The organism is Lysinibacillus sp. RC79, from assembly GCF_041262405.1.
Lineage (GTDB): Bacteria > Bacillota > Bacilli > Bacillales_A > Planococcaceae > Lysinibacillus.
In genome coordinates, this window is sequence record NZ_JBGCCD010000021.1 from 48,731 (window position 1) to 74,380 (window position 25,650).

Sequence of the window (25,650 nt, forward strand, 5' to 3'; positions counted from 1 at the left end):
TTGGATGGAGCAAGCAAGACAAATGCTACAACATCATTTTGGCTATGATTCATTTCGCAATGGACAAGAACCAATTATTGAACAAACATTACGAGGTCAATCAAGTCTTTGTGTGATGCCAACTGGCGGAGGTAAATCAATTTGCTATCAAATTCCGGCACTCATGCTAGATGGCCTCACAGTCGTCATATCTCCTTTAATTTCTCTTATGCAAGATCAGGTAGAAGCATTACGTGCTGCAAATATTCCGGCCGCGTATATAAATAGTACTTTAACCGTGCAAGAAGTGAATGAAACGATACAGCTAGCGAGTGCAGGTTATTTAAAGCTTCTTTATATAGCGCCAGAGCGATTAGAGAGTGCAACATTTTTACAGGTATTATCGAATTTATCTGTACCTTTGCTTGCTGTGGATGAAGCACACTGTATATCCCAGTGGGGTCATGATTTTAGACCAAGTTATCGAGCAATACAAAAATTATTTACATTGTGGCCGCAAAAACCAACTGTCTTAGCACTTACAGCAACAGCTACACCAGCTGTTTGTGAAGATATTAGACAATTATTAGAAATTGATGAGCAATCAACTGTGATTACCGGTTTTTCGCGCGATAATTTAGCATTCTCTGTGTTAATCGGTGAAAACAAAGAGCGCTACATTAAAAATTATTTAGTGAAAAATAAAAATGAAGCGGGCATTATTTATGCAGCGACACGAAAGGCTGTAGACGCAATTTATGAGCTTTTAAGTCGTTCGGGCGAATCTGTGGCAAAATACCATGCGGGCCTGTCAGAGGGCATGCGTATGTCAGAGCAGGAGCGCTTTTTAAAAGACGAGGCGCGCATTATGGTTGCTACCAATGCATTTGGAATGGGTATTGATAAGAGTAATGTACGCTTTGTTATTCACTATCAAATGCCGCGTAATATGGAGAGCTATTATCAGGAAGCGGGACGTGCAGGGCGTGACGGCTTGCCAAGTGCCTGTATTTTGTTGTATGCATCAGGTGATGTTCAAACACAACGCTTTTTAATTGAACAGACGCAGGATGAAACACGAATTGCACAGGAATTAGCGAAGCTGCAAACGATGGTTGATTATTGTCATACAGAAGGCTGCTTACAAAATGCTATCTTAACGTATTTTGCTGAGGTAGCAGGGGCGCCTTGTAGTCGTTGTAGTAATTGTAATGATGGACGGGAAGTCAAAGAAGTGACGGTAGATGCACAAAAAGTGTTAGCTTGTATTGTAAGGATGGGGCAAAAATTTGGTAAGACGATGGTGGCCCAAGTGTTAATTGGCTCCAAAAATCAAAAGGTCACGGAATTTGGCTTTTCAAGGCTGTCTACCTATGGGATTTTAAAAGGACAATATTCCTCAAAGGATGTTGCAACCTTTATTGAGTTTTTAATTGCTGAGGGTGTACTTGCCGTTAAACATGGCACGTTTCCAACCATCTATGTATCAGAAGAAGGCAAAGAAGTTCTACTGGGGAATCGACAGGTCATGAGAAAAGAAGCTGTTACTGTGCGTAAGCTTGTAGACAATGATCCTTTATTTGAGCATTTACGATTATTGCGTAAAGAGATTGCAGATGAAGAAAAGGTACCACCATTTGTTGTATTCTCTGATAAAACATTACGTGAATTATGTGACAAAAAACCGATGGAGCTTGAAGACTTACGACATGTTAGCGGGATTGGTGAAGTAAAATTCGAAAAATATGGTAAGCGTTTCTTCGATGCTCTTCAGTCTTTTTTGAAAACAACAACAAACTAAAGAAAAAAGGGAAGTGCTTAATTCAAAAGAATTAGGCACTTCCTTTATATTTGCAAAGTATTACAAATTACTATTTCTCCCAAAGCTCGACCAGTCGACCATCAGGATCTTTAATCCAAATAAACTTTCCGAATTCACTAATCTCTTTTTCCTTTTCAAGAGGTACACCAATATGTTCAAGATGCTGAATAGTCTCGTTTAGATCATGAACTTGGAAATTTATCATCACTTGTTGTTCTGTTGGAAAATAACTGTCATTTTCGTTGAAGAATGAAAAGATCGTCTCATTTCCTAATTCGGGTTTAATCACAGTACCATTCCAATCTTCTATATCAATCTTCAACACTTCACTGTACCATTTTTTGATAACATCAAGATTGTTCGTTCTCCAAAATATTCCCCCAAAACCTTTTATCATCGTATCTAACTCCTGTCTGTCTTTAAATTTTAAGTTTTTCGATTTTATATTTAGTTCCTTCATCAACTATACCGCTCGAATAGTTTAAGTACAATTTTTTACAAGATAAAAATAACCATAAAAAAATCACCTCAAAGAATATAGAGGTGATTTTACAAAGCTACTGTACAAAAACAAAAAAATAACCCGGAATTTATATTCCGGGCTTGATTCTCACTTACTTATAGTGCTCCATGACACACTGCCTCGCTTCCGCATAGATCTTAAATTTTTAAGACAACTGTGCTTTAGCTGCATTCAGCTTTGATGGTCCTTCTGAGTTACCGGTCAGCCCCACTCATCGGGTTAACCCTCCTTGTCATTGGATTTGAAGTGAAATCTTAAATAGTATAGACCGTTCATTATTTTCTATACACGTTATTAAAAAGGAAAAAATCCAACATACCTTGAGGTCAATTATACTCCGGCATAAATGCGTCCTGAATCGGCTTTGTACTCTGGCCTGCAGATGTTTTTTGCGCGGAAGCGAAGCGTCAGCAGCAGATGTTTTTTTGTGCGAAATCGCAGTGCTAACGTAGCGGCACCAACGTGTTTTTGTCTGTGCGAAAGCGAAGCGACAGCACAACGTGGTTTAGTTAGCCGTTATCGTATGAAGAAAAACTAAAGAGGTGATAAAAACAAAAAAATAACCCGGAATAATTATTATTCCGGGCTTGATTCTCACTTACTTATAGTGCTCCATGACACACTGCCTCGCTTCCGCATTGATCTTAAAATTTTTAAGACAACTGTGCTTTAGCTTCATTCAGCTTTGATGGTCCTTCTGAGTTACCGGTCAGCCCCACTCATCGGGTTAACCCTCCTTGTCATTGGATTTGAAGTGAAATCTTTAATAGTATAGACTGTTCATTATTTTTTATACACGTAATTTTAAAACGTTTTGATTTTAAAGAGATAAACGATAAGCCGCTATTAACCATAAGCTTCAACGTAGAAAAATCCTTTGATTATATAAATAATTGTTTTTTTAAAATGACGATTAATGTAACAAGCGTATAAAAAAATGCCGAATTTTTAGTGTTAGAACTTATTTTTTCTGATTTTGAAAAAATCCATTTCGAACGAGCTCATATCTGTATAAACCCTGTTTTTATCGAGAAATACGTTTTTTTATTTATTTTAATATCATTAAATTTAAGGAGCCAAAATAAAGGCTCCTTAAATTATTTTGTAATACGTTATTCTAACTTGGAGATATTAAATTTGAGGTATTTTAAAAACTCTCGAGCTGCCAAAGAAAAATGCTTTTTCTTTGATCGTACCCATCCAAAAGATCGTTGATGAGATTCGAAATTTATTAATGGAATGGGAATAATATCTCCACTATTAACATAATGATCATCTTTTAGTGCTATATCCATTAAAAAGCTTATCGCTAAACCATTTGCAACAGCCTTTTTAATGACTTCGGTATTGTTAGATGTAAATAAAATATTCATGGGTCCGTATTTATTCATAAATAAAGAAATCGAATCTTTCCATATTACCCCATCATACATCACTATTGTTTCATTTATTAACTCCTCAGGTGTTATATAATCACTGAATGCGAATGGAGAATGTTTGCTGACACATACCATGATCTTGCCCTCTAATAAGGATTCGAAAATCAACTCTTCATGCGCATTCCAATCGATTTCATCGAGCATAGCTAATCCGATGTCAATCCTTCCTTGGATAACATCTTCAATAATATTCGGTGACTTTTTTTCTGTCATAAGAATTCGAAAGTTAGGATAGTCTTTTTTAAAGTTTGTTAACGTTCCCAGTAAAATTGGCAGGAAAAAGCTCGGACTGGCCGATAAATTTAATTCTCCGTTTATTAATGATGCTTGCTCGTGCGCTTCTTCTTGTATTTCTTCAAGTTTAATGACAATTTCATACGCTTTTTTAAGAATATTTTTCCCCCCAGCTGTCGGCAGGGCTCCTAACCGTGAACGTGTAAACAATTGAATGCTTAATTCTTGCTCTAAACTGGTAATTGCCTTACTAATGGTAGATTGAGAAACATGAAGATTTTGGGCAGCGACGGAAATCGAACGTGTTTTAGCTACTTCGACAATATATTTTAATTGCTCTAAATGCACAACGTTATCCCCTTTGTATGAATTTAATTCAAGTGTATATGATATATTACCATTTTACTTTACCTACAGCCATATATAAAATAACCATTAAGAATATTATAACTATTCTGAAAATCACTCAAATGAAACCGCTTTCTAATTTAGGGAGAATGTGTTTTGGAAAGGAGTAAAGTATGCATGGAACAGTTCAAATCGAGAATATTCAACATTTAAAAGAGAGGTTACTTGAGTTCATTTACAACGAATTGTTACCGTTTGAAAATGAACATGAAATTGATTCAGAACAAGAGATTCCAATGGAACACATTAAATGGGTCAGAAAGCGATCAAAGGAGCTCGGGTTTTATGGTATCAACCTTCCTAAGGAGGTAGGGGGACAGTCACTTAGCCTAAAAGGGCTATGTATCCTAAAAGAAGAACTGGCAAAATCAGGGGCGGCTTTATGGGGGCATGTTTTAGGTGAAATAGGGGGACCTTTACGCATTGGTCAGATGTTAAAAATATTTACTCCGGATCAAATAATAAGGTATGTAATGCCAGTGATTAATGCTGAAGCGGGATGTTGCTTTGCATTATCAGAACCTGGGGCAGGATCTGACGCCCGTGCCATTCAGACCACGGCAGTTCGCGAAGGTGATAACTATATATTACATGGTAAAAAGCATTTTATTAGCGCTGCTCCATATGCAGATTGGGCTATTGTTTTGGCAAAGGAGATTGTGGAGCCAGCTAGTGAAAGAGTAACTGCTTTTATTGTAGAGAAACAATTAGAGGGAAGACCAGGTTTTGAATTAGGAAACATTCAGGTTCCAATTTCCGGAGAACGGAGCACAGCCGAGCTAATCTTTAATCATTGCCGAGTCCCATCTGCCAATATTCTTGGTCAACCGGGCAAGGGGTTGATGCTCGGACTCGGCAGAATAAATGAAAATCGGGCTTCTTGGGGAGCTACATACCTTGGGGTAGCACAGCGACTACTAGACTTATCTATCGATCATGCCAAACAGCGGATTCAGTTTGGACGACCAATTGGAGATTTTCAAGCAATTCAACATATGTTAGCGGAGATGGCAACTGAAATATACGCGGCACGTTGCATGCTCTACGATGTGATTGAAAAGATTGATCACGGTGAAGATATAAGAGGAAGTGCATCGATGGTTAAATTGTATTCCTCTGAGGTTGCTAATCGAGTTGCTGACAGGGCAGTTCAAATCCTTGGCGGTCAAGGGTTAATGAAAGGGCACCCTGTTGAGAAAATGTACAGAGACGTACGGATGTTTAGGATTCTGACTGGTACTTCTGAAATTCAGAAAAATATGATTGCTAAGGAATTACTGAATAAATAAAAAGAAAGAATGACTCATTCGATTATAAAATCGAGGTTTCAAATTGAAAACAACTATTTTTATATTTTACTAGGGAGAGGAAGTTTTCATGGATACTTTAACTTTTCAGGCTTTTCTATTCAATAGTATAAATAAATTTGATTATCAGCCAGCACTTACTTGTGTTGATACAAATAAAACCATCACTTACAGGGAATTACGGGTTAAAGCTGAGGTGGTAGCGAGCCAGTTGATACGCCTAGGCGTACAAATCGGAAGCCGTGTTGCGGTACTAATTCCGAATAGTATTGAAAATGTCGTTTATAATCTTGGTGTAAGTCGTTGTGGGGCAACCGTCGTCCCATTAAATGATAAGCTGGGCGTTAAAGAGATCGAGTTTATCTTAAGAGATGCCGATCCCAAAGTGGTCATTATGGCAACTCAGAAACATGTAGAAAGTGTCCTTAACTATCAAAAAGAGGTTGGTGAAAACAATATAACAGTTATTGGTCTGCCAGGCTTCGGTGTTGAATACCCAGAAGATTTTTATGCTATTGATTTTAATGCAAATACAGGCGACGTAGCTTTCCCTATTGCCACAATAGATGATTTAGCAATTATTTCGTACACAGGTGGTACAACAGGGACACCAAAAGGGGTCATGCACTCTCAACGGGGGTTTGGTGCATCACTCCTGGCTTCATGTATGGAATATCCTTACGATGACCAAGACAAGGTTTTGTTCTGTACACCAATTATTCATGCTGCAGGAGTGTTACTACAGAGGTCATTAGCATCTGGATGTCATGTATATATCATGAAGGCATTTCATCCAGAAGTATTTATGCAGATTGTACAAACAGAACGGATTACAAGCACTTTTGTGGTTCCAACTATTATTTACCGATTGATCGATGAAGCTAAGCGAAGAAGCTATGATGTCAGCTCATTGCGTAATATAAACTACGGTTCCTCGCCCATCTCTTCAGAACGTCTAAAAGAAGCACTTGAAATCTTTGGACCTATTTTTAGACAGCAATATGGGATGACTGAATGCAGTATTGTCATTGCGAAACTTACAAAAAGCGATCACCTTTTTGCTTATGAGAACAATCTTGATGTATTAAAGAGCTGCGGAAAACCGTGTATGCTCAGCAAAATTCGCTTGGTTGATGATAATGGGCGAGACGTGAAACCATTGCAACCGGGGGAGATTGCTGTCAAAACCCCTTCTGTCTCCGTTGGTTATTACAAAAGACCAGACCTGACAGCAGAAGCTTATCGAGATGGCTGGTTCTTTACGGGGGATATTGGGAAACTGGATGAACACGGATATCTTCATATTGTCGAACGTAAAAAGGATTTGATCATTTCTGGCGGTTTTAATGTATACCCTGCTGAAGTAGAAAGGATCGTGAATCAGCATCCTAAGGTGGCGATGAGCGCTTGCATTGGCATACCGCATAACGATTGGGGTGAAGCGGTCTGTATATTTGTTGTACTACGTAAGGGTGAAACTTGTAAGAAGGAAGAATTAATCGAGTTTTGTAAAGAACGTACTTCAGTTTATATGGTTCCAAAAGAGATCTTTTTTGAGACGTCTTTACCGTTAACAATGGTAGGGAAGATTGATAAGAAAGAGCTGAGAAAACCTTTCTGGGAAGAAACGGCACGTTTGGTGAATTAGGAAAATGCAATATGGTAGCAGTTATACCGATAATAGCTATTATTCAGTTGGTGTTTTTGGTGAAATCGAGAATGAAATGGAGTCATTTATAAATAGTATTTTTAAAATTTTGTTTAGTATGGTGATGATTACGGCCATTAATGGAATGCCGCAAAGGGTACGAATCATATAGCGATACTTTAAAAGGAGTGAATAAAAATGCAAGTATATGCTTCTGATAAAAAGCGTAAATCCATTATTATCATTCTACTATTTATTGGGACGGTATTAAGTTACATTGATAAAACATCAATGAACGTAGCCATCATTCCAATTCAGAAAGCTTTGGACCTTAATTCTTTTGAATCAGGTTTAGTTTTAAGTATCTTCTTTTTCAGCTACGCAGTAATGCACCCAATAGGAGGGTGGCTTACCGATAAGTACGGAGCACGAAATGTGTTGGTCTTTTCCATCTTAGGATTTTCGCTTTTTACGGCACTTACGAGTCTTGCCTGGTCATTTATCTCGTTGCTTTTAATTCGTTTCCTGTTTGGTATAGCTGAAGGCAGTGTCTTTCCTGCCAGTATGAAATCGATTTCTGACAACTTTGGCGAAAATGAAAGAGGGAGGGCCAGTTCATTCTTTCTTTCTGCACAAACGGCAGGTGGTGTGATAGGTTCCGTTGCAATAGGTTTTTTGTTGGTTTCATTTGAGTGGAGATGGATGTTTGTTAGCATTGGGATTTTAGGAGTTTTTATAGCATGGGCCAGTTGGAGTTATCTAAAATCTCCAGAAAATCAGCGAATAAATAATAAAGAACAAAATAAAAAGAAGGTTCCTTACAAAATGGTATTTAAAACCGATAATTTTTGGAAGTTCTTCTTTACGAAATTTTTTTCTAATATCGTGAATTGGGGGATGATTACCTGGATGCCATCTTATTTGGTAAGTAAAGGTTTGGACTTGTTATCTGCAAGTATTTTAATGGCCATCCCCTATGTTGCTTCCTTTATTATGTTTAATGTAAGCGGCTTGATTTTAGATAAATATATGGCTGGAAGAGAAAAATACCTAGCAATGGGAGGATTACTATCTTCCAGTGTCTTTCTATATTTGATGTTTAATGCAACATCTGTCTCTCTTGGGATTGTTTATTTGACCTTCAATGCTATCTCCATCTCGTTTATCGGAACTTCATTATACACGATGATTATTAAGTATTCAGGTAATGAATTAACTGGTTCTGTGACAGGATTTGTTTCCTTTGGTGGACAGATTGCTGGGGGGATCTCACCGATGGTCATTGGGTTTGTTCTTACTATTTTCAACGGATCTTATACGGCTGTTTTTTGGTTTTTAATCGCTTCTGCACTGGTTGGGGCAATTGCAGCATTAACGATTAATAATAAAGGTAAAGAATCAAAAGAAGATGTGCTAATAGGGCCTTCTTTTTAATGAAGGAGAGATTGTCATGCAGAATTTAACAACAAATAAAATGCAAGCTTTTCCGCCAAATTCAGCGGATATCGTGACGAAGGATAATTGGTTTACTTCAAAAAAAAATTTGCAAGGGTATTGTCATAGCGGTGAACTGAGTCCTTGTCGTATTATCTGGAGAGGAAGCCAGAAGCCCTTCCCATTATCATATGCTAATGATTCATTAGATCTGGCAAATATATTCCTGAATAAGGATGAAAGTGTGTTAGCGTATCTTAAAAGAACCAATACAGATGCTTTTTTAGTGTTGCACAAAGGAAAAGTTATGTACGAGAACTATTTTAATGGATATAAATCATATCAGCCGCATGCACTGAACTCTGCTACAAAGTCATTTGTCGGATTGATTGTTAGTTTACTTGCTGATGAAGGGTTATTGGATTTAAATCAAAGGGCATCCTTCTATATTCCTGAATTAGAAGGAACAGGACTTGGTGATGGAACTGTTCAACAATTGCTTGATATGCAAGTTCCTGTGAAGTATATGAATGCTAACACGCCGATGGGAATAGGCCGTGGGACACCAATTTTTATTGCATCAGGGTCAATGCCAAAACCCGATAACTATAATGGACCGGAAAATCTATATGAATTTATGATATCAAGCAAAAAAGATATACAGCCCGGTACTGTATTTAAGTATGAAAATGGGCAAACAGAAACGTTGGGCTGGATTATCAAACGCTTAACAGGAAAAAATTTAGCAGAATTAATTCAAGAATTTATATGGTCTAAATTGGGTGCAGAAGAAAATGCCTTTATGCATTTAGATCAAATCGGTACAGATATAGCAAGTGGCGGTATGCGGGCTACATTGCGTGATTTGGTACGTTTTGGTGAGATGATGTGTAACGATGGTTACTATAATGGCCAACAAATTATTCCGGAGCATATAATTAGAGAAATTCAAAAGGGTGGGAACCCAAAATTTCTTGCGGAAAGTACCCATAATTATCTTTCAGGATTCTCCTATCATAATCAATGGTGGGTTAGCCATGATCAATATGGGGGATATTCTGCTCGAGGCAAGTTTGACCAGCGAATTCATATTACATCAAAAGCTGATACAGTCATTGTAAAATTATCTTCTTATCATTCTCCTAAATCAGAAGGAACAGATGCGTATCAAGCGATAACAGAATATTTAGTAAGGCAATGACATCAGAGCTGTTCAGGATGGCTTGAAGCTTTTAAAGGGACTATCTAACAGTTATGTTCACAGAATACGAGACTTTCAAAAAGGGATAGGGAAGGGTTCGCTTATGGAGGCATTAAATAAATGGAAAGAAGAAACAGATGATAGTGTAAAATATGCACAGCAGCATTTAGCGAATGAAAGAACGTATTTAGCTTGGATACGGACTAGCATATCTATTGTTGGAGTAGGGTTTTTGACCACTTCTTTGCATTTTACGATTAAAGTTAACTCGAATCATTATATTCATATCGTAGCCATATGCCTCGGCATCTTCGCCTGTATCATTGGTTTTATAATAGGAGTGTTGGCTACTTTTCAATATTCAAGGAAAAGGAAAGAAATCCAGGAGGGTATATTTAATCCTTCAAATCGTTGTATTTTTATTATTTCTTGCCTTTTTTCCATCTTAATTTTCATTATTTTTATGTATCTTTCTTTCTTATTATTTCTGTAGGCTATTAATAGCGTGCAGTACGAGGGAAAACGGCTACTTAATCAGGTATTATAAACCACATTAAAAAATCTATTTACCAAAGTTTGTTGAAGTATAGCTAACATTATGAAGCATTAAAGCAACAGCTTGCTAGTAAGTATTTCAATAATAAACATCAATACGATGACGCTAAAACAAATTTTATCTTAGCTGTTCTTCATCAAGGTAATAGTATGAACATAAAAACACGTATTTTGACTAAACATCATTCAAAATACGTGTTTTTTAGTATGTTATTCATTTCAATGAAGGAATTACTCTTTTTCCCAATGCTCAGTAATGAACTGATCTCGGCCAGAAAGCACTCGGTCCTGCTGATAATGCTCCGACTCTTTTTTATAATAGTCTTGGTGATAATCTTCTGCAGGATAGAAGTACTTGGCATCGCGAATTGTGGTTACAATAGGTTTATCAAAGCGACCACTTTTTGCTAGCTTTTCCTTGGATGCTTCTGCAATACGCTTTTGCTCTTCTGAATAAGTAAAGATTGCCGTCGAATATGATTCACCACGGTCGTGGAATTGACCATAAGCATCCGTCGGGTCGATTTGCATCCAGTAGATATCAAGGAGTTGCTCATAACTATAAATGCTAGGGTCGAATTCAATTTCGACTACTTCTAAATGGCCAGAAGTACCTTTTTTGACATCCTCATAAGTAGGGTTGTCTAAATGGCCACCCATGTAGCCCGAAGTGACCTTATGTATTCCATCCCATTCAACAAATGGCTTTACCATACACCAAAAACAACCGCCAGCAAACGTAGCTTTCTCAATCATCTTCATCATCCTTTCTTTCGTGAAAATATTATAGCATTATTTTGTTCATAACTGGTAAATAGGGTGTAAAATAACCTATAAATAATTGTTGATAGAATTCGCAACATCATTTAAAATGAACCTTTCTTTATATGGAATCGTTACATTAACTATAAAAAATAGAGGAGTTAACAGTTATGGAAGAGCAAGATTATACAAGACGCTCGCAACGTCCCCAAAAACGTCGCTTGCGTAAAGGGAGAACTTTCTTCACATTGCTATTACTTTGTGTCATTGTCATTATAGGTTATTCTGTTATGCAATATCGAAGTGGTCTAAAATTGGCAAGTGATACAAAGGTAGCCCAAGAGGATTTCACAGGCGATACAGTAAAGGGCGATATTGAAAACTATTTATTATTAGGAATCGATTCTCGTGGTGAAGAAAAATCACGTACAGATACAATGATGGTATTATCTTGGAATAAGAAAACAAATGATATGAAACTCGTGTCACTCATGCGAGATATTTATGCAGAGATTCCAGGTTATAAATCCTATAAACTTAACACGGCTTATTATTTAGACGGTGTTCAATTGTTAAAAGATACGATTAGCAATATGTTTGGCCTACCGATTCATCATTATGCAATTATTGATTTTAAAAATTTTGAATCACTTGTAGATATTATTGCGCCAAATGGCGTTGAAATCGATGTAGACAAGGATATGTCTGAAAAAATTGGCGTTTCATTAAAACAAGGTGTGCATAACTTAAACGGTAAAGAATTACTTGGCTTTGCCCGTTTCCGTCACGATGAAAAAGGGGATTTTGGTCGAGTGGAACGTCAGCAAAAAGTTATCGAAGCCTTAAAGAATGAAATTTTATCGCCTCAAAATATGTTGAACTTACCAAAATTCGTTGGTGCAGCGCAAGGTTATATTACATCGGACTATTCATCAGCAGGGGAGATTCAACAAGTACTGAAAATGGTGTCGAAAGGTAAAGTCAAATTAGAAAAAGCAACTATTCCAGTTGAAGGTAGTTATAGTTTCAAAAGCTTTAGTGGTGTCGGTGATTCAATTGTAATTGACGTAGAAAAAAACAAAGAATTTTTACGTAATTTTTTAGGCATTTCCCTAGAGTGATTTTTCGCAAAATCCAACATATTCCTGTACTATATGGATATAGGATTTGTATTGGGGTGAGTAGATGGAAAAAGAAAGACCAAAAGAGCGTTCGAACTTCTTTTCAACGAAGTTTATTCGCTTTTTAGGTGGTAAAAACTTATTTTTTACATTAATTATTTTATTATTAGTAGCATGTGTTATTTTTATGTTCCAAAAGGTTTCCTTTATATTTACCCCGCTAAAAGTTTTATTTGAGGTAGTTATTCTACCAGGGGTACTTGCCATTATTGGGTATTATTTATTACGCCCAATAGTAGGGCTATTCGAAAGATGGCGTATCCCAAGAGTTTGGGGTATCTTTCTTCTATATATCATTCTGATTGGTATAATTACGTTATTAGTAGTACTTGTCTATCCGTTTTTACGAGACCAGTTTACTAATTTAGCGCAGGAATTCCCAGGATATTTTATGGCGTTTACACAAAATATTGCTGATTATCTGAATAATGCACGTATCAACGAGTACCTAGATAAAATTAATTTAAACTATGACGCAATGGTGAAAAATTTTACTACGGATATGGTGGAGACGGTAAAAGATACGGCTGCGAATTTAGCACAAGGCGTGGCTTCTGGTATTACTGGCTTCGTTTCGGCCTTAACAGGAATTGTTCTATCATTAGTAACGGTGCCATTTATTTTATTTTACTTACTTAAAGATGGCGAAAAACTACCAAGCTTTATTTTAAAAATGTGCCCGCCACGTATGCGTAAAGAAGTACACGAAATTTTCCATGACATGGACAAGCAAATTAGTTCCTATATCCAAGGACAAATTTTAGTGTCAATGTGCATAGGTTCCATGGTGACTATTGGCTTTTTGATTATCGGTATGAAATATGCCTTATTGCTTGGATTCCTTGCTATGATCACGAGTGTGGTTCCATACTTAGGACCAGTTATCGCCATTACACCAGCGGTCATTATCGCTCTTGTAACATCGCCATTCATGCTTATTAAGCTAGCCATTGTTTGGACGGTCGTGCAGCTCATTGAAGGGAAATTCATTTCTCCACAAATTATGGGTAAATCACTTAGTATCCATCCAATTACAATTATTTTCGTGTTATTAACGGCTGGTTCTTTATTTGGCGTACCAGGTGTCATTTTAGGGATTCCAGGCTATGCCATCATTAAAGTGCTTGTGACACACTTATTCAAGCTATTTAAACACCGGTATAATCGTTACGAGGATGAGAACCATCAAAAATATGATGTGTAATGAAGAGACAGTTACTGCGAACGTGCAGTAGCTGTTTTTTATTAAATTGATCCTTGCATTAACGATAAGACTCTTCCACTTAAGAGGTGTCAATATGTTAACCTTATATTAGGGTCGCAAAGAGGATGGAGGGAACAGAGAATGAATTCTATACCGATTAATTTACAAGAGAAATTAGCTAAATTCCAAGATCACTGGTCTCCAAAGGTTATTGCTGAAATGAATGATTATCAATTTAAGCTAGTCAAAGTACAAGGGGATTTTGTTTGGCATAAACATGAAAATACAGATGAAGTCTTTATCGTCATTGAAGGGAATTTAATCATTGAATTTCGTGATGGAAAAGTTACTTTGAAGGAAGGGGAAATGTTTGTTGTTCCACGAAATGTCGAGCATAAACCTTACGCTGCATCCGAATGTAAAATTATGCTTGTAGAGCCTAAAGGTGTTGTGAATACTGGACAAGAAAAAACGGAGCAAACAGCAGAAAATGATGTTTGGATTTAACTTTTCATTATGAAAAATTAATATACGCAACAGTACCCTTCCAACCATTAAAGTTAGAAGGGTTTATGTTGTTTATAATATTTTTTTTGGTGTAGCTTGCACTTGTGCTAAACGATCACCATCATCTAATCAAATATACTCTAAGAATTACTTAACATCGAAATGGGGGTTACGTATATTGAAACTGGAAAGGCTCTTATCTATTATTATTCTTCTACTGAATCGTCGAAAGGTGCAGGCTAAGGACCTGGCTGAGCAGTTTGAGGTATCTATTCGGACGATATACCGAGATATTGACTCAATTAATGCAGCCGGCATCCCGATCATCACCTATCAAGGAACAAACGGTGGTATTGGTTTGGCAGAAGGTTACCGTTTGGATCGAAATTTGCTAACAAATGACGAGCTTGCTACTATCGTTACCGCTCTTCGCAGTATTTCCACTTCATACGGCAAAGAGCAAAACCAACGACTTGTAGAAAAAATAAATAGTGTCGTACTACCAGCACATGAAGAAGAATTTCAACATAAGACAAATCGCGTACTAATCGATCACTCTCCTTGGGAAGGTATTGAACGTCTCCGTCCGAAACTACAACTATTAGACGAAGCAATAGATAGCAGTATATTAGTGTACTTCACCTATTCGAATGCAGAAGGTGAAGTATCCCAGCGAATAGTAGAGCCACATATGCTTATGCTGAAAGGAAGGCAATGGTATCTACAAGCTTATTGTCTAGAAAAAAAAGAGTTTCGCCTTTTTAAACTAAAAAGAATGAAAGGGCTCGAGGTAGATCGTGAAAGAAACTTCATTCGTCGAGATCCAGCTACTCAGAAGCATGTCGAAGGCAAGCGTAAATTCAAGCCATCCGATGTACCCGAAGTTGTCTTTCGATTCCAGGATGAAGCTCGGCATTTAGCAGAAGAATGGTTTGGTATTGAAGAACTTTTGCCAGTTGAGGATGGCAGTTGGCTAGTAAAAAAGGCGTATCCAGAAAATGAATGGCTCTATAGTTTCATTCTTAGCTTGGGACATCATGTAGAGGTGCTTGAGCCTCAACATTTACGGGAAATCATTGCTAGTCGTGCGGAAAAAATAGCGATCATTTACAAAAATGACAAAGCAACATGACAATCAGTTGTCATGTTTATTGTTTTATAATGGTTTTATTCTATAATAAGGAGAATGATTTAGGATGAAACTAAACGAACAAAAAAGTATGACTGACTGGAATCACGTATCGTCTGAAGATAACATTACTACGAAACGAATTGAACCTAACCGAATTGAGGTATTATCCTCCTTCACGTTAGCTGGAATTAGTACCGTTACAACAAATGAAGCCGAACGAAGCCAAGATGGCAAAATTGGTAAGTTGTTTGAAAATTTCCATTCTCAAAATATTGGTAAGAAGCTAGGAGCTCATATCCAAGAGGATGGTCATTATAGCTGTTACTTCAACTATGAACAAGGAGATGCGGGACTTTATGAAGTAATGGTCAGCGTACATATAAAGGAAGAATTACAACTTCAAAACTTAGATATGATAAAAGCATTTACTGTACCTGCTGCAAAATATGCTGTATTCGTCACAGAACGTGGACCCATTATAGAAGTGGTTCAGCGTACTTGGGCTGATATTTGGCAATGGTCACAGCAGCCAGGCAATAACCGAGCATTCACAGGTGATTTTGAATATTATAGCAAGGATATTAACCCAGAGGACGGACAAGCAGAAATTTATATTTCGATAAAATAGCTTTCGGGTTGTATTAGACAATTTGAATTGCTTTTAGAAATTTATTAATCGTACGATTGAGTATGGATTAGTTTGTTATTTTAAAAAAAGGAATGATGAATATGAGTACAATTGAAAATACCAAGGTGGAGGAAGTATTCAAACAGTATCCTAAACACATTCAGTCGAAACTATTGATTCTTCGCCAGTTAATTTTGGATACGGCTATAGAGACAGAAAGCGTAGATCATGTGGAAGAAACGTTAAAATGGGGAGAACCTAGTTATATCACAAAAAAAGGGAGTACAATTAGATTAGGCTGGAAACAGTCAAGCCCAGATCAATGTGCCATGTACTTCAACTGTAATACGAAGCTAATTGATACGTTTAAAGAGGTTTATAGAGATGTTTTCAACTATGAAGGGAATCGAGCGATTGTATTTGCTGAAAATGATGAAATACCAGTAAATGAAGTAAAACAGTGTATTGCATTGGCACTCACGTATCATACTCGAAAGCATGTACCAATGCTTGGGATATAATAACATAAGTTCTGCTCGATCTAATTGTTAGGCTAATTATGAATAAAAGTGTCCTATAAGAGAGACTTTTTTTAAGTGTCTTTCATATAGGGTACTTATTAATTAAGGTATGCTTTTTATTATAAGGGCTTCCATGATTTAAACATTACTCTAATTTTTCTAGAATGGAATAATTACCTGGTGATTCTTCGATTAGAAATAACTCGTTATCCTCTTTGACATTATATATAACAGTTCCTTCATCGTAATAATTGGAAGTTAAATTTTCCTTTTCGATATCAGAGGATGGTACTCTTCTTTTTATTTCACCAAATACTTCATCCGTTGAATATTTTTCTTGTTTTGTTAAGTCCTAAGAGGCATAAATTGTTCCATTAAAAATACCATGGGTACATACGATTGTTCTTTATCTAACGAAATATCATTTTCTTGATTTGTTGAACAACCGCTCAAGACTATTATTACAGCCACTATACACCCCAAAATATTATACTTCAAAAACTCTCATCTCTTCATTATTTCGCTTTCTATCTTAGACGTCTGATTAACTAAGTAGGTTACCTATTTTGGATATTAGTATAATATGAAATAATGCATGGAATTTTAACGGAAAATTAGTAATATATTATATTGAAAGGAGAGAGTGTCTTATGAAAAAGGTGATAGTAACAATCGGGATCATCATTTTCCTCGTTGGAGCATTCGTATTTTACAACAAACTCTATCTTCCTCCACTCCCAATAGAACATATAAGTAAAAAAACAGTGATAGAAAAAATAAATGATTCCGCGACACGAATGGTTAAATTGTCGAACGAAAACGGTCAAGAATGGTATGTAATAAAGGAACGAAATATATCCGCAGCTGACGAAATGATCAAAGAAATGCTTGATCAAAATGGTTGGGTTTTTAAACAAAAGGAGGGTAATGGCCTCTTCTTTGAAAGACATGGCGAAAGCTTGATTGTGTCGACACAAATGTGGACCGGAGACTATGTGTTAGTGAAAATTCCCGCCAATTTTAACGAGTAAGAGCGTTTTAAAATGAAGGAGGGCTTTATGGGATATATAAAGGATTTACGAAAAGTAGTTGGAACTAAACCATTAATTATGTGTGGTGCTTGTGTATTGGTCATTAATAATCGTCAACAGGTTTTATTGCAGCTTCGGATAGATAATGGATGTTGGGGGTTAATTGGAGGTTCAATGGAGCTAGGTGAAACATTAGAGCAAGTTGCCCATCGAGAATTATTTGAGGAAACAGGACTGAAGGCTAAAAATCTGAAATTGATCAATACATATTTTAGACAAGAATTTTATTATCAATATCCACATGGTGATGAAGTTTATAACGTTGTTACAGCATTTGAATGTAAAGAATATAGTGGCCTCCTTGTTCATGATCAAAATGAGGCAACAATACTACAATTTTTCTCTTTAGATGATTTACCCCAAAATATTAGTCCTCCTGATAGACCGATACTTGAAGATTACATAGAAAGCTATAGCAAAAACCCTTCCAACAATTAATGTTAGAAGGGTTTTTCATGTTGTTTATATGATTATTTTTGTGATGTAACTTGCACTTGTGCTAAACGATCAACAGCTTCCTGTAACAATTCTTTAGGTTGAACTAAGGCTAAACGTAAATAGCCTTGTCCAGCTGAGCCAAATACTGTACCTGGGACTGTCACGATACCAGCTTGTTCAATTAATTTAAAGGCTAGCTCTGTGCAGTCAATATCGTACGGATATTTTGCCCAGACGAACATACCACCGTCAGAAGGAGCTGCATCCCATCCTAACTCACGTAAGCCGTTCATTAATGTTTTATGGCGTTCTGAGAATGTTGCACGTAGGCCTGCTGTAATTTCCTCTGCGTTATCAAGCGCTACGACTGCTGCATCTTGAATTGGCTCGAAAATACCGAAATCTAAATTTGATTTTAATTGTTTTAAGATCGAAATCATCTCAGCGTTACCAGCGATATAAGCGATACGTGTACCAGCAAGGCTGAAGCTTTTCGATAATGAGTTAATTTCCATTCCAACTTCTTTTGCTCCAGGAGCGGCTAAGAAGCTAATTGGGCCTTCACCTGAAAAGTAGAACTCAGAGTATGCCGCATCATGTAGAACGATGATGTTATATTTTTTTGCAAAGGCAATGACTTTTTCAAAATAAGTTAATGAAGGCGTTGCAGGCACCGGATTACCTGGTAAGTTTAAAATTAATAGCTTTGCTTTTTGCGCTATTTCTTCAGGAACAGCATCTAAGTCTGGTAAGTAATCGTTGTCAGCTGTTTGAGGCATATAGTAAGGTGTTGCGCCTGCTAGATGAATCCCTGCATCATAGGCAACGTAAGCTGGGTTAGTGGATAATACGATATCTCCTGGGTCACAAAAGGCGATTGGTAAATGCACTAATCCCTCTTGAGAGCCAATTGTTTGAATGATTTCAGAAGCGGGATCTAAATCTACATTGCTACGACGTTTATAATAACGACTAACAGCTTCATAAAAACGTTGCGTGCCTGTTAATGTATACCCGTAGGATTCAGCTAAGCCTGCTCTATACGATAAATGATCGCGAATTTTAGCGTCAGGGGGTAGGTCTGGACTACCTAAGCTTAAGTCAATCATTTTCATGCCTTTAGCTTCCTGTTGCTTAGCATGATTTTTTAAATCTCCGAAAATTGCTGCTGTAAATAAAGACATTTTTTTAGATGGTACGATTTTCAAACTAGTACACTCCTTATAGTTCTATAACAGAATAGTAGTTCACATTTTATCATACTAAAGCACATAAAGGGAAAGTTATTCTGAATAAAGAATATATTTCTATATTTAAGAAGATGTGTGCGTAGACTAGCGGAAATAATTTAACTTCTTTCAGCAATTTGCTGAAAAAAGTAAAGCCTACGGCGGATGTCACTGAATCGGAAAGGAGTGCTTAGAGGATGTTAGCCTAAGATCATCGCATCCATGCGATAACGGCTAACTGACCTGCATCGTGCAGGCCTAAGCACAAAGCCGATTCCGGACGCAATTATGCCAAGGCATAATTGATAATAATGGAAATAATAATATTTGACGGAAAAAGTGATATGTTTCTGATATCATAAAAGGGAAAGGAGCTGTCAGTCATGAATGTTTATTCTTTAAGTGGTCCAAGTGGGACAGGGAAAAGTACAAGCGCTCTTGTTTTCGCCCATAAAATCGGGGTAGAGGCTCTTATTGATGATGGTCTTCTCATTGTAAATGGTATGAAAGTAGCTGGAATCTCCGCAAAATTTGAGAAAAATACGATAACAGCCGTTCGTCGAGCTATTTTTACAGATGATACACACCGCGATGAAGTGAAAAAAGCACTTGATACATATAAAGTACAATCGATTTTACTGATCGGCACATCCGATAAAATGACAAAGACGATAGCAAGACAGCTAGCGCTTGGTCCTATTGATAACTATTACTATGTTGAAGATGTGCGTTCACAAAAAGAAATTGCCAAAGCTCGCTTTATTCGACAGACTCAAGGGAAACACGTTATGCCAATACCGTACCGTCAAGTCGAACAAAACTTTTTTATACGACTCGTTCAAAGAGGGATGGAGATCTTCTCTTCAAAGCGAGAAAAAATAGGGGAGACGACGATCGTTCGCCCTGATTTTCAACAGGAGTATATTGATATTGGGAAGCATGTTTACGTGCAGCTACTAACGTATTGCTGTGCAAAACAAGATATTGTACAGAAAGTCGAGCACGTCCAATTCGTATTAGGCGATCTAGCGCAAGCTACGATTACATTACAGCTAAAGCTACCTATTCATTATTCCCTACCAGATCGATTGTATGCATTGCAAAAAACGATACAGGCGGAATTTCATCAGCATTTTGGGTATGAATTAGATACAATTCATCTCCACATTAAGTCGGTAGTGTTAAAGAGAAAATCTTAACAAACAGGTACTCCATTCGCAAGAGAGGCGAGCAGAGTACCTGTTTGTTATTTTGATTGTCGCGTAAATTGTGGCTGACGTTTTTCTACAAAGGCACTGCAGCCCTCCGTAAAATCCTTTCCGACAAACGGTGTTGAACCTTGCCATAATGTTGGTACACTGTCCACGCATTCTTGCACAGATTTCTTCACAGCTAGTAAAGATTCAGGTGACATGCCTGCAACAAGCTTACCCATGCGAATCATGTATTTATTTAAGTCTTTTTCAGTGACTAAATAGTTAAGCATGCCAAGCTTAAAAGCCTCTTCAGCTTTAAACATACGCCCAGTAAATACTAAATCCTTCGTTGTAGAAGGGCCAACAAGTTGAACTAAACGCTGTGCAAATTTGTTATTTATGGTGATCCCTAATTTACCGACAGGGATCCCAAGCTTTGCTTTTTCTGAGCCGATACGTATATCACAAGCTAATGCAAGTTCTAAACCAGCGCCCATTGCGGGACCATTAATGACGCCAATCGTTGGAATCGGTAATCGCTCAATTGTGGAAATCGTTTTTTCCATATGTACAAATGCTTCTTCGGCTTTTTCAAGGGAAATGGCGTTGAATTCTTTTATATCAGAGCCGGCCGTAAAGTTTTCGCCAGAGCCGCGTAAAATTAATACTTTATTTTTCGGATTATCTAATACTTGTAGAGCAATTTTAGCTAATTGATCCCACATATTTGCTGTTAGCGCGTTTTTAGCCTGTGGGCGATGGATCGTAATAATCGCTAGCCCAGCAGTTTCTTGATAAATAATTTTTGCGTCTTCTGCTTCAAGTCGAGTTGTTTTTACTTGCATACTTGAAAAGCCCCCTAGATTTTATAGTTGATACACTTATTATATAACACAAACAGTGATAAACACTAAATTATACGAATTTTCATGTAAATAAGCCCTGTTATACAAGAATAGTGGCATTTCAAAGAAATTGTACTACAACAGCAAGAGTGAAATTACTATTGTAAGAAAACAAAAGATATGAGACACTGCTAGCGGACCATTTGTTTGTTCGTTGTAAAAGGAGCATTTGAATAGTGGAAGCGGGATAGTGTATGAATATTACAGATTATCCGACATTAAAATTTATATAAATTAATAATAAACGTACGCACCTAAACTATAGTAAACTAAAGTTAAAACACGCACAGTTACTAAGGAGGTCGCAAGATGGTCACGCTAGGGGAAGCATGGAACAGCTATTTATTACTTTTAAATTCTTTAAAGAAAAGTGCTGCTACTAAAAAGCAGTACAATATAGATGGACAGCAATTTTTAGCGTTTGCTCATGACAATAACTACTTGTATGTGGATCATCATTTAAAAGAATTGTTATTTATATATAGTAATTATTTAAAAGAGACCTATACAAATGTCAACACATTTAATCATAAAATTGCTACATTACGAGGCTTTGTAGACTTTGTCTTTTTAAGAGAGTGGGTGGAGCCATTTGACTATGAGGGTATTTTAGAGCCAAAAAAGAGGCAAAAAGAAGCTTTAACATTACTGACAAAGAAGCAATTAATGCAAATTGCGAATATATGGCCAACCTATTTTCAATACGCTAAAACAATGGAGCATGCATGGCTAGCAAGACGTAATGGCTGCATTGTCCAATTACTTATGGAAACAGGATGTAAGCCAGCAGAACTTGTACGTATGAAATGGTCTCATATTCATCTTGACTCATCGGTGGTTTACATTGCTAATCAAAATGGCCGTAGAGAAATAAAGCTTTCTCCAATAATAATGGACATGCTTGCGCACTATAAAAATGCAACAGAGGAATTACATGAAGAAAAGCTGGGTGAATGGCTTTGGGTAAGAGAGGCTAGTCAATCAAAAGCCATCTCAACCAAAACAATTGAGCGAATTTTCCAAACGATGTCGAAGGAAATCGGCACAAATGTGAGAGCTACTGATCTACGCTATACTGTCATGCAAAAGGCATTTCAAAGTGAAAAAACAATCGAAAATATTCAAGAAAAGATGGGGTATGTACGAAAATGGGTGCTTACTGAAAGACAGGGGCGTTTTGAATAAAGATGGATTTTCATTTAGTGGCAATTATTTTGTAATTGCAGATGACGGTGGTATTTTTTTGGGGGAGAAAAATTAACATCTAACGTTTAAAATATGCACCTTTCATCATTCCTTAAATAGCTCATGAATTAATGTACTTAAAGTAAGGGGAACGATTGTTCAATTAGAGCAATCGTTTCTTGTGCTAACGGTGCAGGCTAATTGAAAAAAAATGTCTGTTTTATCATTTAACAATAGGGATTGGCGTACGAGCGAAAATAGGCAATAGATTTTCATATTAGTTTCGGTGAACCGTATCATAAGTAAGTGAGGTTTTTTTGAAAAATAGTACAGCACCTCCCCAAATAGTGGAATAAGTGTTTTTTTGTTGTTTGGCCGTATAAAAAGAATGAACTCCTTATGAGAACAGAATAGTGGTAAAGCAGAGAATAGAAGTTCCTCTGGATAGCAAGGTTCTAAAAAAATTGATTTAAACCAAAGAATTTCGTCAAAATGTCATTGATGATTCGCACTTATTGGAGCGATACGTGAACAATTTATTGGATAATGCGGTTAGACATACACCTCGCCAAGGGTAGATTTTTGTAGAATGCTATACACAAAGATAATATCCAAATAATACTTTAGCTAAATTAATGTATTTGACTAAATCTAAATTTCTTCTTCGAATAAGATATATTATTCTAAATCGAAAAGAAGGTGGTATAATGTCAAATCAACGAGGTCATAAAGATAGTAATGATGGGTCTAATTCCAAGGAAATACAAAGCGGTATGGAAAGTAAAAATGAAAAAGTAAGGATTATTGTAAAAAAAGATGGAGAAGAAATTAGGACTGATGCTCCTGTATCGGATAAGTTAAAGGTTGTAATTGTTATAAATAATCAGTTCACTAGTGCACCTAATACCACGCAAATTGCAAGTGGGGCAGGAAGAAATAGTGCAGCTGGTAGTAATGCTGCAATAGATTCCTCGAATACAGATCAACAGCAAAGTGTGGGAGCACAAGGGGTAGCTAGAAACAGCGGTATGAAGGGGGAGCAGACTGAACCTCACGAACAGCATGAAGACTGGGATGGTGACGAAGAAATTGTTATCATCATCAATAATCAGATAAATAAGGGTCAAAAACAGTCGTCAGCTACTCAGGTAGCAAGCGGAAGCGGTTTAGATAGTACGGGAGGAACTAATTCAGCCATAGGAAGTTCTAATACGAAGCAGCAGCATGCGGTTGGTGGAGGCGGTCATGCAATAAATAAGGGTGAGAATGGTGATCAAGAGGAAAAGTAACAATTCATTGTAAAAGTTAAAAAGGATTAAAATATAATTATCTACGTAAACTAAAAGAGAATTGATCCCATAGCTTATAGATAGTTAAGAATCAGTTTTTTATTTAATCAGAAGGATAACATCTGGGCCATATCATATTTCTAGTTTTTTAGACTTGGCAGTAAAGTTTACCATTGAAAGAATGGGTAGCAAATATTTATTCGCCTTTTTCATAGAATGAATATTCTATAGTTTTTACCTATAGGAAACGTAAATGCTGTTCTGTTCTATCTCTCTTTTTAGATGAATAGTAAAGCAGCGACTAATAGCGACTAGCTGACATGCGTAGGGCCAGAATAATGTATGAGTACATTTGATCGAAAACCTCATTTAGTTACGTTACGGTGAACCGTATCATAAGTAAGTGCCTGTTTTAAATTTGATTTGTATTTTTACTAAAGTATCTGTTGCATCTAAGTAAGTCACTTTACAGGCAACCGTTTCTTCTTTTAAGTAAGAAAATTCATCGCCATCTGCCAAAATATTTAACTAGACCCAGCCCAGCAATTATCGTTGTAGAATAAATTTCACTCATGGATGATTGCTCCTATCATTTTATGCTGACTTCTTTTGTTTTTGGTCTAATAGATGACTAATGAAAGTTAGCAGACTTGCACAGACTGCAACTACTCCACCGACCCACGTTACATTCATCAAATTCCCTTGATGGTATACAATTCCTCCTAATGCAGAACCAAAAGCGATACCTACATTACTTGCCACTGGCATAAGTGATGCAGCGAGTCCTGTAGCATTTGGATGATAAATTCCGGCCAGGTCTATTAAATAAAGCTGAGTAGATGTTGTTAAGAGGATGGCCATCAAAGACATTAATCCAATGTTGATCAAACCTAAAATAAAATAATTTGTAGTCCAAAATAAAGTTGTCAGAACAACTGCTTGCACGAGAAAAACAAACCGAAGGCGACCGATTGCATTATGGTTGGCAATTTTACCGGCGAGAATGTTGCTGAAAATCGAGATAAATCCGTAACCAAATAAGATTAAACTAATTGAATTATTTGGTGCCCCCATTTCCTTCAAGATAGGAACTAGGTACGTAAAGACGGCATAAGTTGCGCCGAACCCGAGAGCAGGAATGAAAAAAGCCATCAAAATTCGTGGCTTGGTCATTAATGAAAATTGATCCCGTATCGAACTCCGAATTTGGCTAAGTCTATTAGGTAAGACAAAAAAGGATGCCAAAAACGCCAATCCTCCTAAGAAAGTGGTTAACATGAAAGTGGCATTCCAGCCGTATCGTTCAGCAATCATAATACCAATTGGCACTCCAACTACATTTGCAAGTGTGAAACCGCCGAAAACGAATGATATAGCAAGTCCGCGTTTTTTAATCGGCATGGTTTCACTAGCAACAATCATAGCTAGAGAGATTAATACTCCTGTTACAATCGCTGTCATAATCCGAAGTGTAAGAAGCATGATGTAGCTCGTCGAAATTATGCACAAAGCATTCAAGAGGATGAAAGTCCCTATCAAAAACAACATCCATTTACGCTTTGGAAAATGACTTGTTGCTGACATCACTAATGGTGTGGCGATGGCAAACGTGATTGCAAACGCAGAAATGAGTGTGCCTGCTTTTGCGTTTGTCATTTGAAGGCTTGAAGAAATATCTGTTAAGATTCCGACAATAACAAACTCGCTTGTCCCTAGAACAAACGTTAATAAAGTAAGTGTTAAGATGAGCAACCAATGTCGCTTGGATAATTTTGTAGAATGCATAAATACCTCTTATCTTAGATGAATGTAAATGTGTCACATAGTTAATA

At 36.9% G+C, this 25,650-nt stretch carries 24 protein-coding genes; 18 read left to right on the forward strand and 6 right to left on the reverse strand.

All coding sequences use genetic code 11. The features are described from left to right. The first annotated feature begins 4 nt into the window (after nucleotides 1–4). A complete protein-coding gene (recQ, locus tag ABH968_RS18265) occupies nucleotides 5–1,780 on the forward strand; it encodes a DNA helicase RecQ (RefSeq protein WP_370046227.1) in 1,776 nt (591 codons plus the stop codon). A gap of 70 nt (nucleotides 1,781–1,850) precedes the next feature. Here recQ and ABH968_RS18270 read toward each other — a convergent pair whose 3' ends face one another. Together ABH968_RS18270 and ABH968_RS18275 are read right to left on the reverse strand one after the other, a co-directional pair. Further along, nucleotides 1,851–2,198 carry a VOC family protein gene (locus ABH968_RS18270; protein WP_370046229.1) on the reverse strand — a complete coding sequence of 116 codons (348 nt, stop codon included), beginning with the start codon at nucleotides 2,196–2,198 and terminating at the stop codon, nucleotides 1,851–1,853. A 1,238-nt stretch (nucleotides 2,199–3,436) separates the two neighbouring features. Continuing rightward, nucleotides 3,437–4,345, reverse strand: coding sequence for a LysR family transcriptional regulator (locus ABH968_RS18275; RefSeq protein WP_370046231.1), 909 nt, complete (start codon nucleotides 4,343–4,345; stop codon nucleotides 3,437–3,439). Nucleotides 4,346–4,518: 173 nt separating this feature from the next. On the opposite strand from ABH968_RS18275, the gene ABH968_RS18280 reads away from it, so the two are divergent. From ABH968_RS18280 to ABH968_RS18305, 6 genes are all read left to right on the forward strand, one after another. Next, on the forward strand, nucleotides 4,519–5,694 hold the full coding sequence (locus tag ABH968_RS18280; protein WP_370046233.1) for an acyl-CoA dehydrogenase family protein: 1,176 nt from the start codon (nucleotides 4,519–4,521) through the stop codon (nucleotides 5,692–5,694). An 88-nt stretch (nucleotides 5,695–5,782) separates the two neighbouring features. Continuing rightward, nucleotides 5,783–7,360 (forward strand): class I adenylate-forming enzyme family protein, encoded by a 1,578-nt coding sequence (locus ABH968_RS18285; RefSeq protein ID WP_370046234.1) that lies wholly within the window; start codon nucleotides 5,783–5,785, stop codon nucleotides 7,358–7,360. Between the two features lie 4 nt (nucleotides 7,361–7,364). Then, on the forward strand, nucleotides 7,365–7,532 hold the full coding sequence (locus ABH968_RS18290; protein ID WP_370046236.1) for a hypothetical protein: 168 nt from the start codon (nucleotides 7,365–7,367) through the stop codon (nucleotides 7,530–7,532). Nucleotides 7,533–7,558: 26 nt separating this feature from the next. Continuing rightward, nucleotides 7,559–8,794, forward strand: a complete 1,236-nt coding sequence (locus ABH968_RS18295) for an MFS transporter (protein ID WP_370046238.1) — start codon at nucleotides 7,559–7,561, stop codon at nucleotides 8,792–8,794. Between the two features lie 16 nt (nucleotides 8,795–8,810). Then, a complete protein-coding gene (locus ABH968_RS18300; RefSeq protein WP_370046240.1) occupies nucleotides 8,811–9,995 on the forward strand; it encodes a serine hydrolase domain-containing protein in 1,185 nt (394 codons plus the stop codon). A gap of 103 nt (nucleotides 9,996–10,098) precedes the next feature. Beyond that, entirely contained in the window at nucleotides 10,099–10,488 is a 390-nt protein-coding gene (locus ABH968_RS18305) for a YidH family protein (RefSeq protein ID WP_370046242.1), read from the forward strand. 293 nt (nucleotides 10,489–10,781) lie between these two features. Here ABH968_RS18305 and msrA read toward each other — a convergent pair whose 3' ends face one another. Continuing rightward, nucleotides 10,782–11,306, reverse strand: a complete 525-nt coding sequence (msrA, locus tag ABH968_RS18310) for a peptide-methionine (S)-S-oxide reductase MsrA (RefSeq protein WP_370046244.1) — start codon at nucleotides 11,304–11,306, stop codon at nucleotides 10,782–10,784. Between the two features lie 176 nt (nucleotides 11,307–11,482). Between msrA and ABH968_RS18315 the strand changes: the two genes are divergently transcribed. From ABH968_RS18315 to ABH968_RS18350, 8 genes are all read left to right on the forward strand, one after another. Further along, nucleotides 11,483–12,433 carry an LCP family protein gene (locus tag ABH968_RS18315; RefSeq protein WP_370046246.1) on the forward strand — a complete coding sequence of 317 codons (951 nt, stop codon included), beginning with the start codon at nucleotides 11,483–11,485 and terminating at the stop codon, nucleotides 12,431–12,433. 64 nt (nucleotides 12,434–12,497) lie between these two features. Continuing rightward, entirely contained in the window at nucleotides 12,498–13,697 is a 1,200-nt protein-coding gene (locus tag ABH968_RS18320; RefSeq protein WP_370046247.1) for an AI-2E family transporter, read from the forward strand. Between the two features lie 141 nt (nucleotides 13,698–13,838). Continuing rightward, nucleotides 13,839–14,204, forward strand: coding sequence for a cupin domain-containing protein (locus tag ABH968_RS18325; protein ID WP_370046249.1), 366 nt, complete (start codon nucleotides 13,839–13,841; stop codon nucleotides 14,202–14,204). 178 nt (nucleotides 14,205–14,382) lie between these two features. Then, complete coding sequence (locus ABH968_RS18330) at nucleotides 14,383–15,336, forward strand: helix-turn-helix transcriptional regulator (protein WP_370046251.1); 954 nt, start codon at nucleotides 14,383–14,385, stop codon at nucleotides 15,334–15,336. Between the two features lie 64 nt (nucleotides 15,337–15,400). Then, nucleotides 15,401–15,964: a GyrI-like domain-containing protein gene (locus ABH968_RS18335; protein ID WP_370046253.1), complete on the forward strand. Its 564-nt coding sequence runs from the start codon at nucleotides 15,401–15,403 to the stop codon at nucleotides 15,962–15,964. A gap of 101 nt (nucleotides 15,965–16,065) precedes the next feature. Continuing rightward, a complete protein-coding gene (locus tag ABH968_RS18340; protein ID WP_370046255.1) occupies nucleotides 16,066–16,485 on the forward strand; it encodes a DUF1801 domain-containing protein in 420 nt (139 codons plus the stop codon). A gap of 650 nt (nucleotides 16,486–17,135) precedes the next feature. After that, a complete protein-coding gene (locus tag ABH968_RS18345) occupies nucleotides 17,136–17,516 on the forward strand; it encodes a hypothetical protein (protein ID WP_370046256.1) in 381 nt (126 codons plus the stop codon). A gap of 27 nt (nucleotides 17,517–17,543) precedes the next feature. Next, nucleotides 17,544–18,014: an NUDIX hydrolase gene (locus ABH968_RS18350; protein ID WP_370046258.1), complete on the forward strand. Its 471-nt coding sequence runs from the start codon at nucleotides 17,544–17,546 to the stop codon at nucleotides 18,012–18,014. Between the two features lie 32 nt (nucleotides 18,015–18,046). Here the strand turns inward: ABH968_RS18350 and ABH968_RS18355 are convergent, their stop codons facing one another. Continuing rightward, nucleotides 18,047–19,222, reverse strand: coding sequence for an aminotransferase class I/II-fold pyridoxal phosphate-dependent enzyme (locus ABH968_RS18355; protein WP_370046259.1), 1,176 nt, complete (start codon nucleotides 19,220–19,222; stop codon nucleotides 18,047–18,049). 404 nt (nucleotides 19,223–19,626) lie between these two features. Here ABH968_RS18355 and ABH968_RS18360 point away from each other — a divergent pair, with 404 nt between their 5' ends. Then, entirely contained in the window at nucleotides 19,627–20,442 is an 816-nt protein-coding gene (locus ABH968_RS18360) for a hypothetical protein (protein ID WP_370046260.1), read from the forward strand. Between the two features lie 47 nt (nucleotides 20,443–20,489). On the opposite strand, the gene ABH968_RS18365 is transcribed toward ABH968_RS18360, so the two are convergent. Next, nucleotides 20,490–21,284, reverse strand: a complete 795-nt coding sequence (locus ABH968_RS18365; RefSeq protein ID WP_370046262.1) for an enoyl-CoA hydratase/isomerase family protein — start codon at nucleotides 21,282–21,284, stop codon at nucleotides 20,490–20,492. A 369-nt stretch (nucleotides 21,285–21,653) separates the two neighbouring features. On the opposite strand from ABH968_RS18365, the gene ABH968_RS18370 reads away from it, so the two are divergent. Together ABH968_RS18370 and ABH968_RS18375 are read left to right on the forward strand one after the other, a co-directional pair. After that, nucleotides 21,654–22,529, forward strand: a complete 876-nt coding sequence (locus tag ABH968_RS18370) for a tyrosine-type recombinase/integrase (protein ID WP_370046264.1) — start codon at nucleotides 21,654–21,656, stop codon at nucleotides 22,527–22,529. Between the two features lie 773 nt (nucleotides 22,530–23,302). Beyond that, entirely contained in the window at nucleotides 23,303–23,818 is a 516-nt protein-coding gene (locus ABH968_RS18375; RefSeq protein WP_370046276.1) for a hypothetical protein, read from the forward strand. Nucleotides 23,819–24,412: 594 nt separating this feature from the next. Here ABH968_RS18375 and ABH968_RS18380 read toward each other — a convergent pair. Further along, on the reverse strand, nucleotides 24,413–25,603 hold the full coding sequence (locus ABH968_RS18380; RefSeq protein ID WP_370046266.1) for an MFS transporter: 1,191 nt from the start codon (nucleotides 25,601–25,603) through the stop codon (nucleotides 24,413–24,415). Nucleotides 25,604–25,650: the final 47 nt, after the last annotated feature.

Bases quoted from the DNA above. Each gene is read 5' to 3' on its own strand.
- recQ (WP_370046227.1), top strand. From the start codon at position 5: ATGGAGCAAGCAAGACAAATGCTACAACATCATTTTGGCTATGATTCA.
- ABH968_RS18270 (WP_370046229.1), bottom strand. From the start codon at position 2,198: ATGATAAAAGGTTTTGGGGGAATATTTTGGAGAACGAACAATCTTGAT.
- ABH968_RS18280 (WP_370046233.1), top strand. From the start codon at position 4,519: ATGCATGGAACAGTTCAAATCGAGAATATTCAACATTTAAAAGAGAGG.
- ABH968_RS18285 (WP_370046234.1), top strand. From the start codon at position 5,783: ATGGATACTTTAACTTTTCAGGCTTTTCTATTCAATAGTATAAATAAA.
- ABH968_RS18290 (WP_370046236.1), top strand. From the start codon at position 7,365: ATGCAATATGGTAGCAGTTATACCGATAATAGCTATTATTCAGTTGGT.
- ABH968_RS18295 (WP_370046238.1), top strand. From the start codon at position 7,559: ATGCAAGTATATGCTTCTGATAAAAAGCGTAAATCCATTATTATCATT.
- ABH968_RS18300 (WP_370046240.1), top strand. From the start codon at position 8,811: ATGCAGAATTTAACAACAAATAAAATGCAAGCTTTTCCGCCAAATTCA.
- ABH968_RS18305 (WP_370046242.1), top strand. From the start codon at position 10,099: ATGGAGGCATTAAATAAATGGAAAGAAGAAACAGATGATAGTGTAAAA.
- msrA (WP_370046244.1), bottom strand. From the start codon at position 11,306: ATGATTGAGAAAGCTACGTTTGCTGGCGGTTGTTTTTGGTGTATGGTA.
- ABH968_RS18315 (WP_370046246.1), top strand. From the start codon at position 11,483: ATGGAAGAGCAAGATTATACAAGACGCTCGCAACGTCCCCAAAAACGT.
- ABH968_RS18320 (WP_370046247.1), top strand. From the start codon at position 12,498: ATGGAAAAAGAAAGACCAAAAGAGCGTTCGAACTTCTTTTCAACGAAG.
- ABH968_RS18325 (WP_370046249.1), top strand. From the start codon at position 13,839: ATGAATTCTATACCGATTAATTTACAAGAGAAATTAGCTAAATTCCAA.
- ABH968_RS18335 (WP_370046253.1), top strand. From the start codon at position 15,401: ATGAAACTAAACGAACAAAAAAGTATGACTGACTGGAATCACGTATCG.
- ABH968_RS18340 (WP_370046255.1), top strand. From the start codon at position 16,066: ATGAGTACAATTGAAAATACCAAGGTGGAGGAAGTATTCAAACAGTAT.
- ABH968_RS18345 (WP_370046256.1), top strand. From the start codon at position 17,136: ATGAAAAAGGTGATAGTAACAATCGGGATCATCATTTTCCTCGTTGGA.
- ABH968_RS18350 (WP_370046258.1), top strand. From the start codon at position 17,544: ATGGGATATATAAAGGATTTACGAAAAGTAGTTGGAACTAAACCATTA.
- ABH968_RS18360 (WP_370046260.1), top strand. From the start codon at position 19,627: ATGAATGTTTATTCTTTAAGTGGTCCAAGTGGGACAGGGAAAAGTACA.
- ABH968_RS18365 (WP_370046262.1), bottom strand. From the start codon at position 21,284: ATGCAAGTAAAAACAACTCGACTTGAAGCAGAAGACGCAAAAATTATT.
- ABH968_RS18370 (WP_370046264.1), top strand. From the start codon at position 21,654: ATGGTCACGCTAGGGGAAGCATGGAACAGCTATTTATTACTTTTAAAT.
- ABH968_RS18375 (WP_370046276.1), top strand. From the start codon at position 23,303: ATGGAAAGTAAAAATGAAAAAGTAAGGATTATTGTAAAAAAAGATGGA.
- ABH968_RS18380 (WP_370046266.1), bottom strand. From the start codon at position 25,603: ATGCATTCTACAAAATTATCCAAGCGACATTGGTTGCTCATCTTAACA.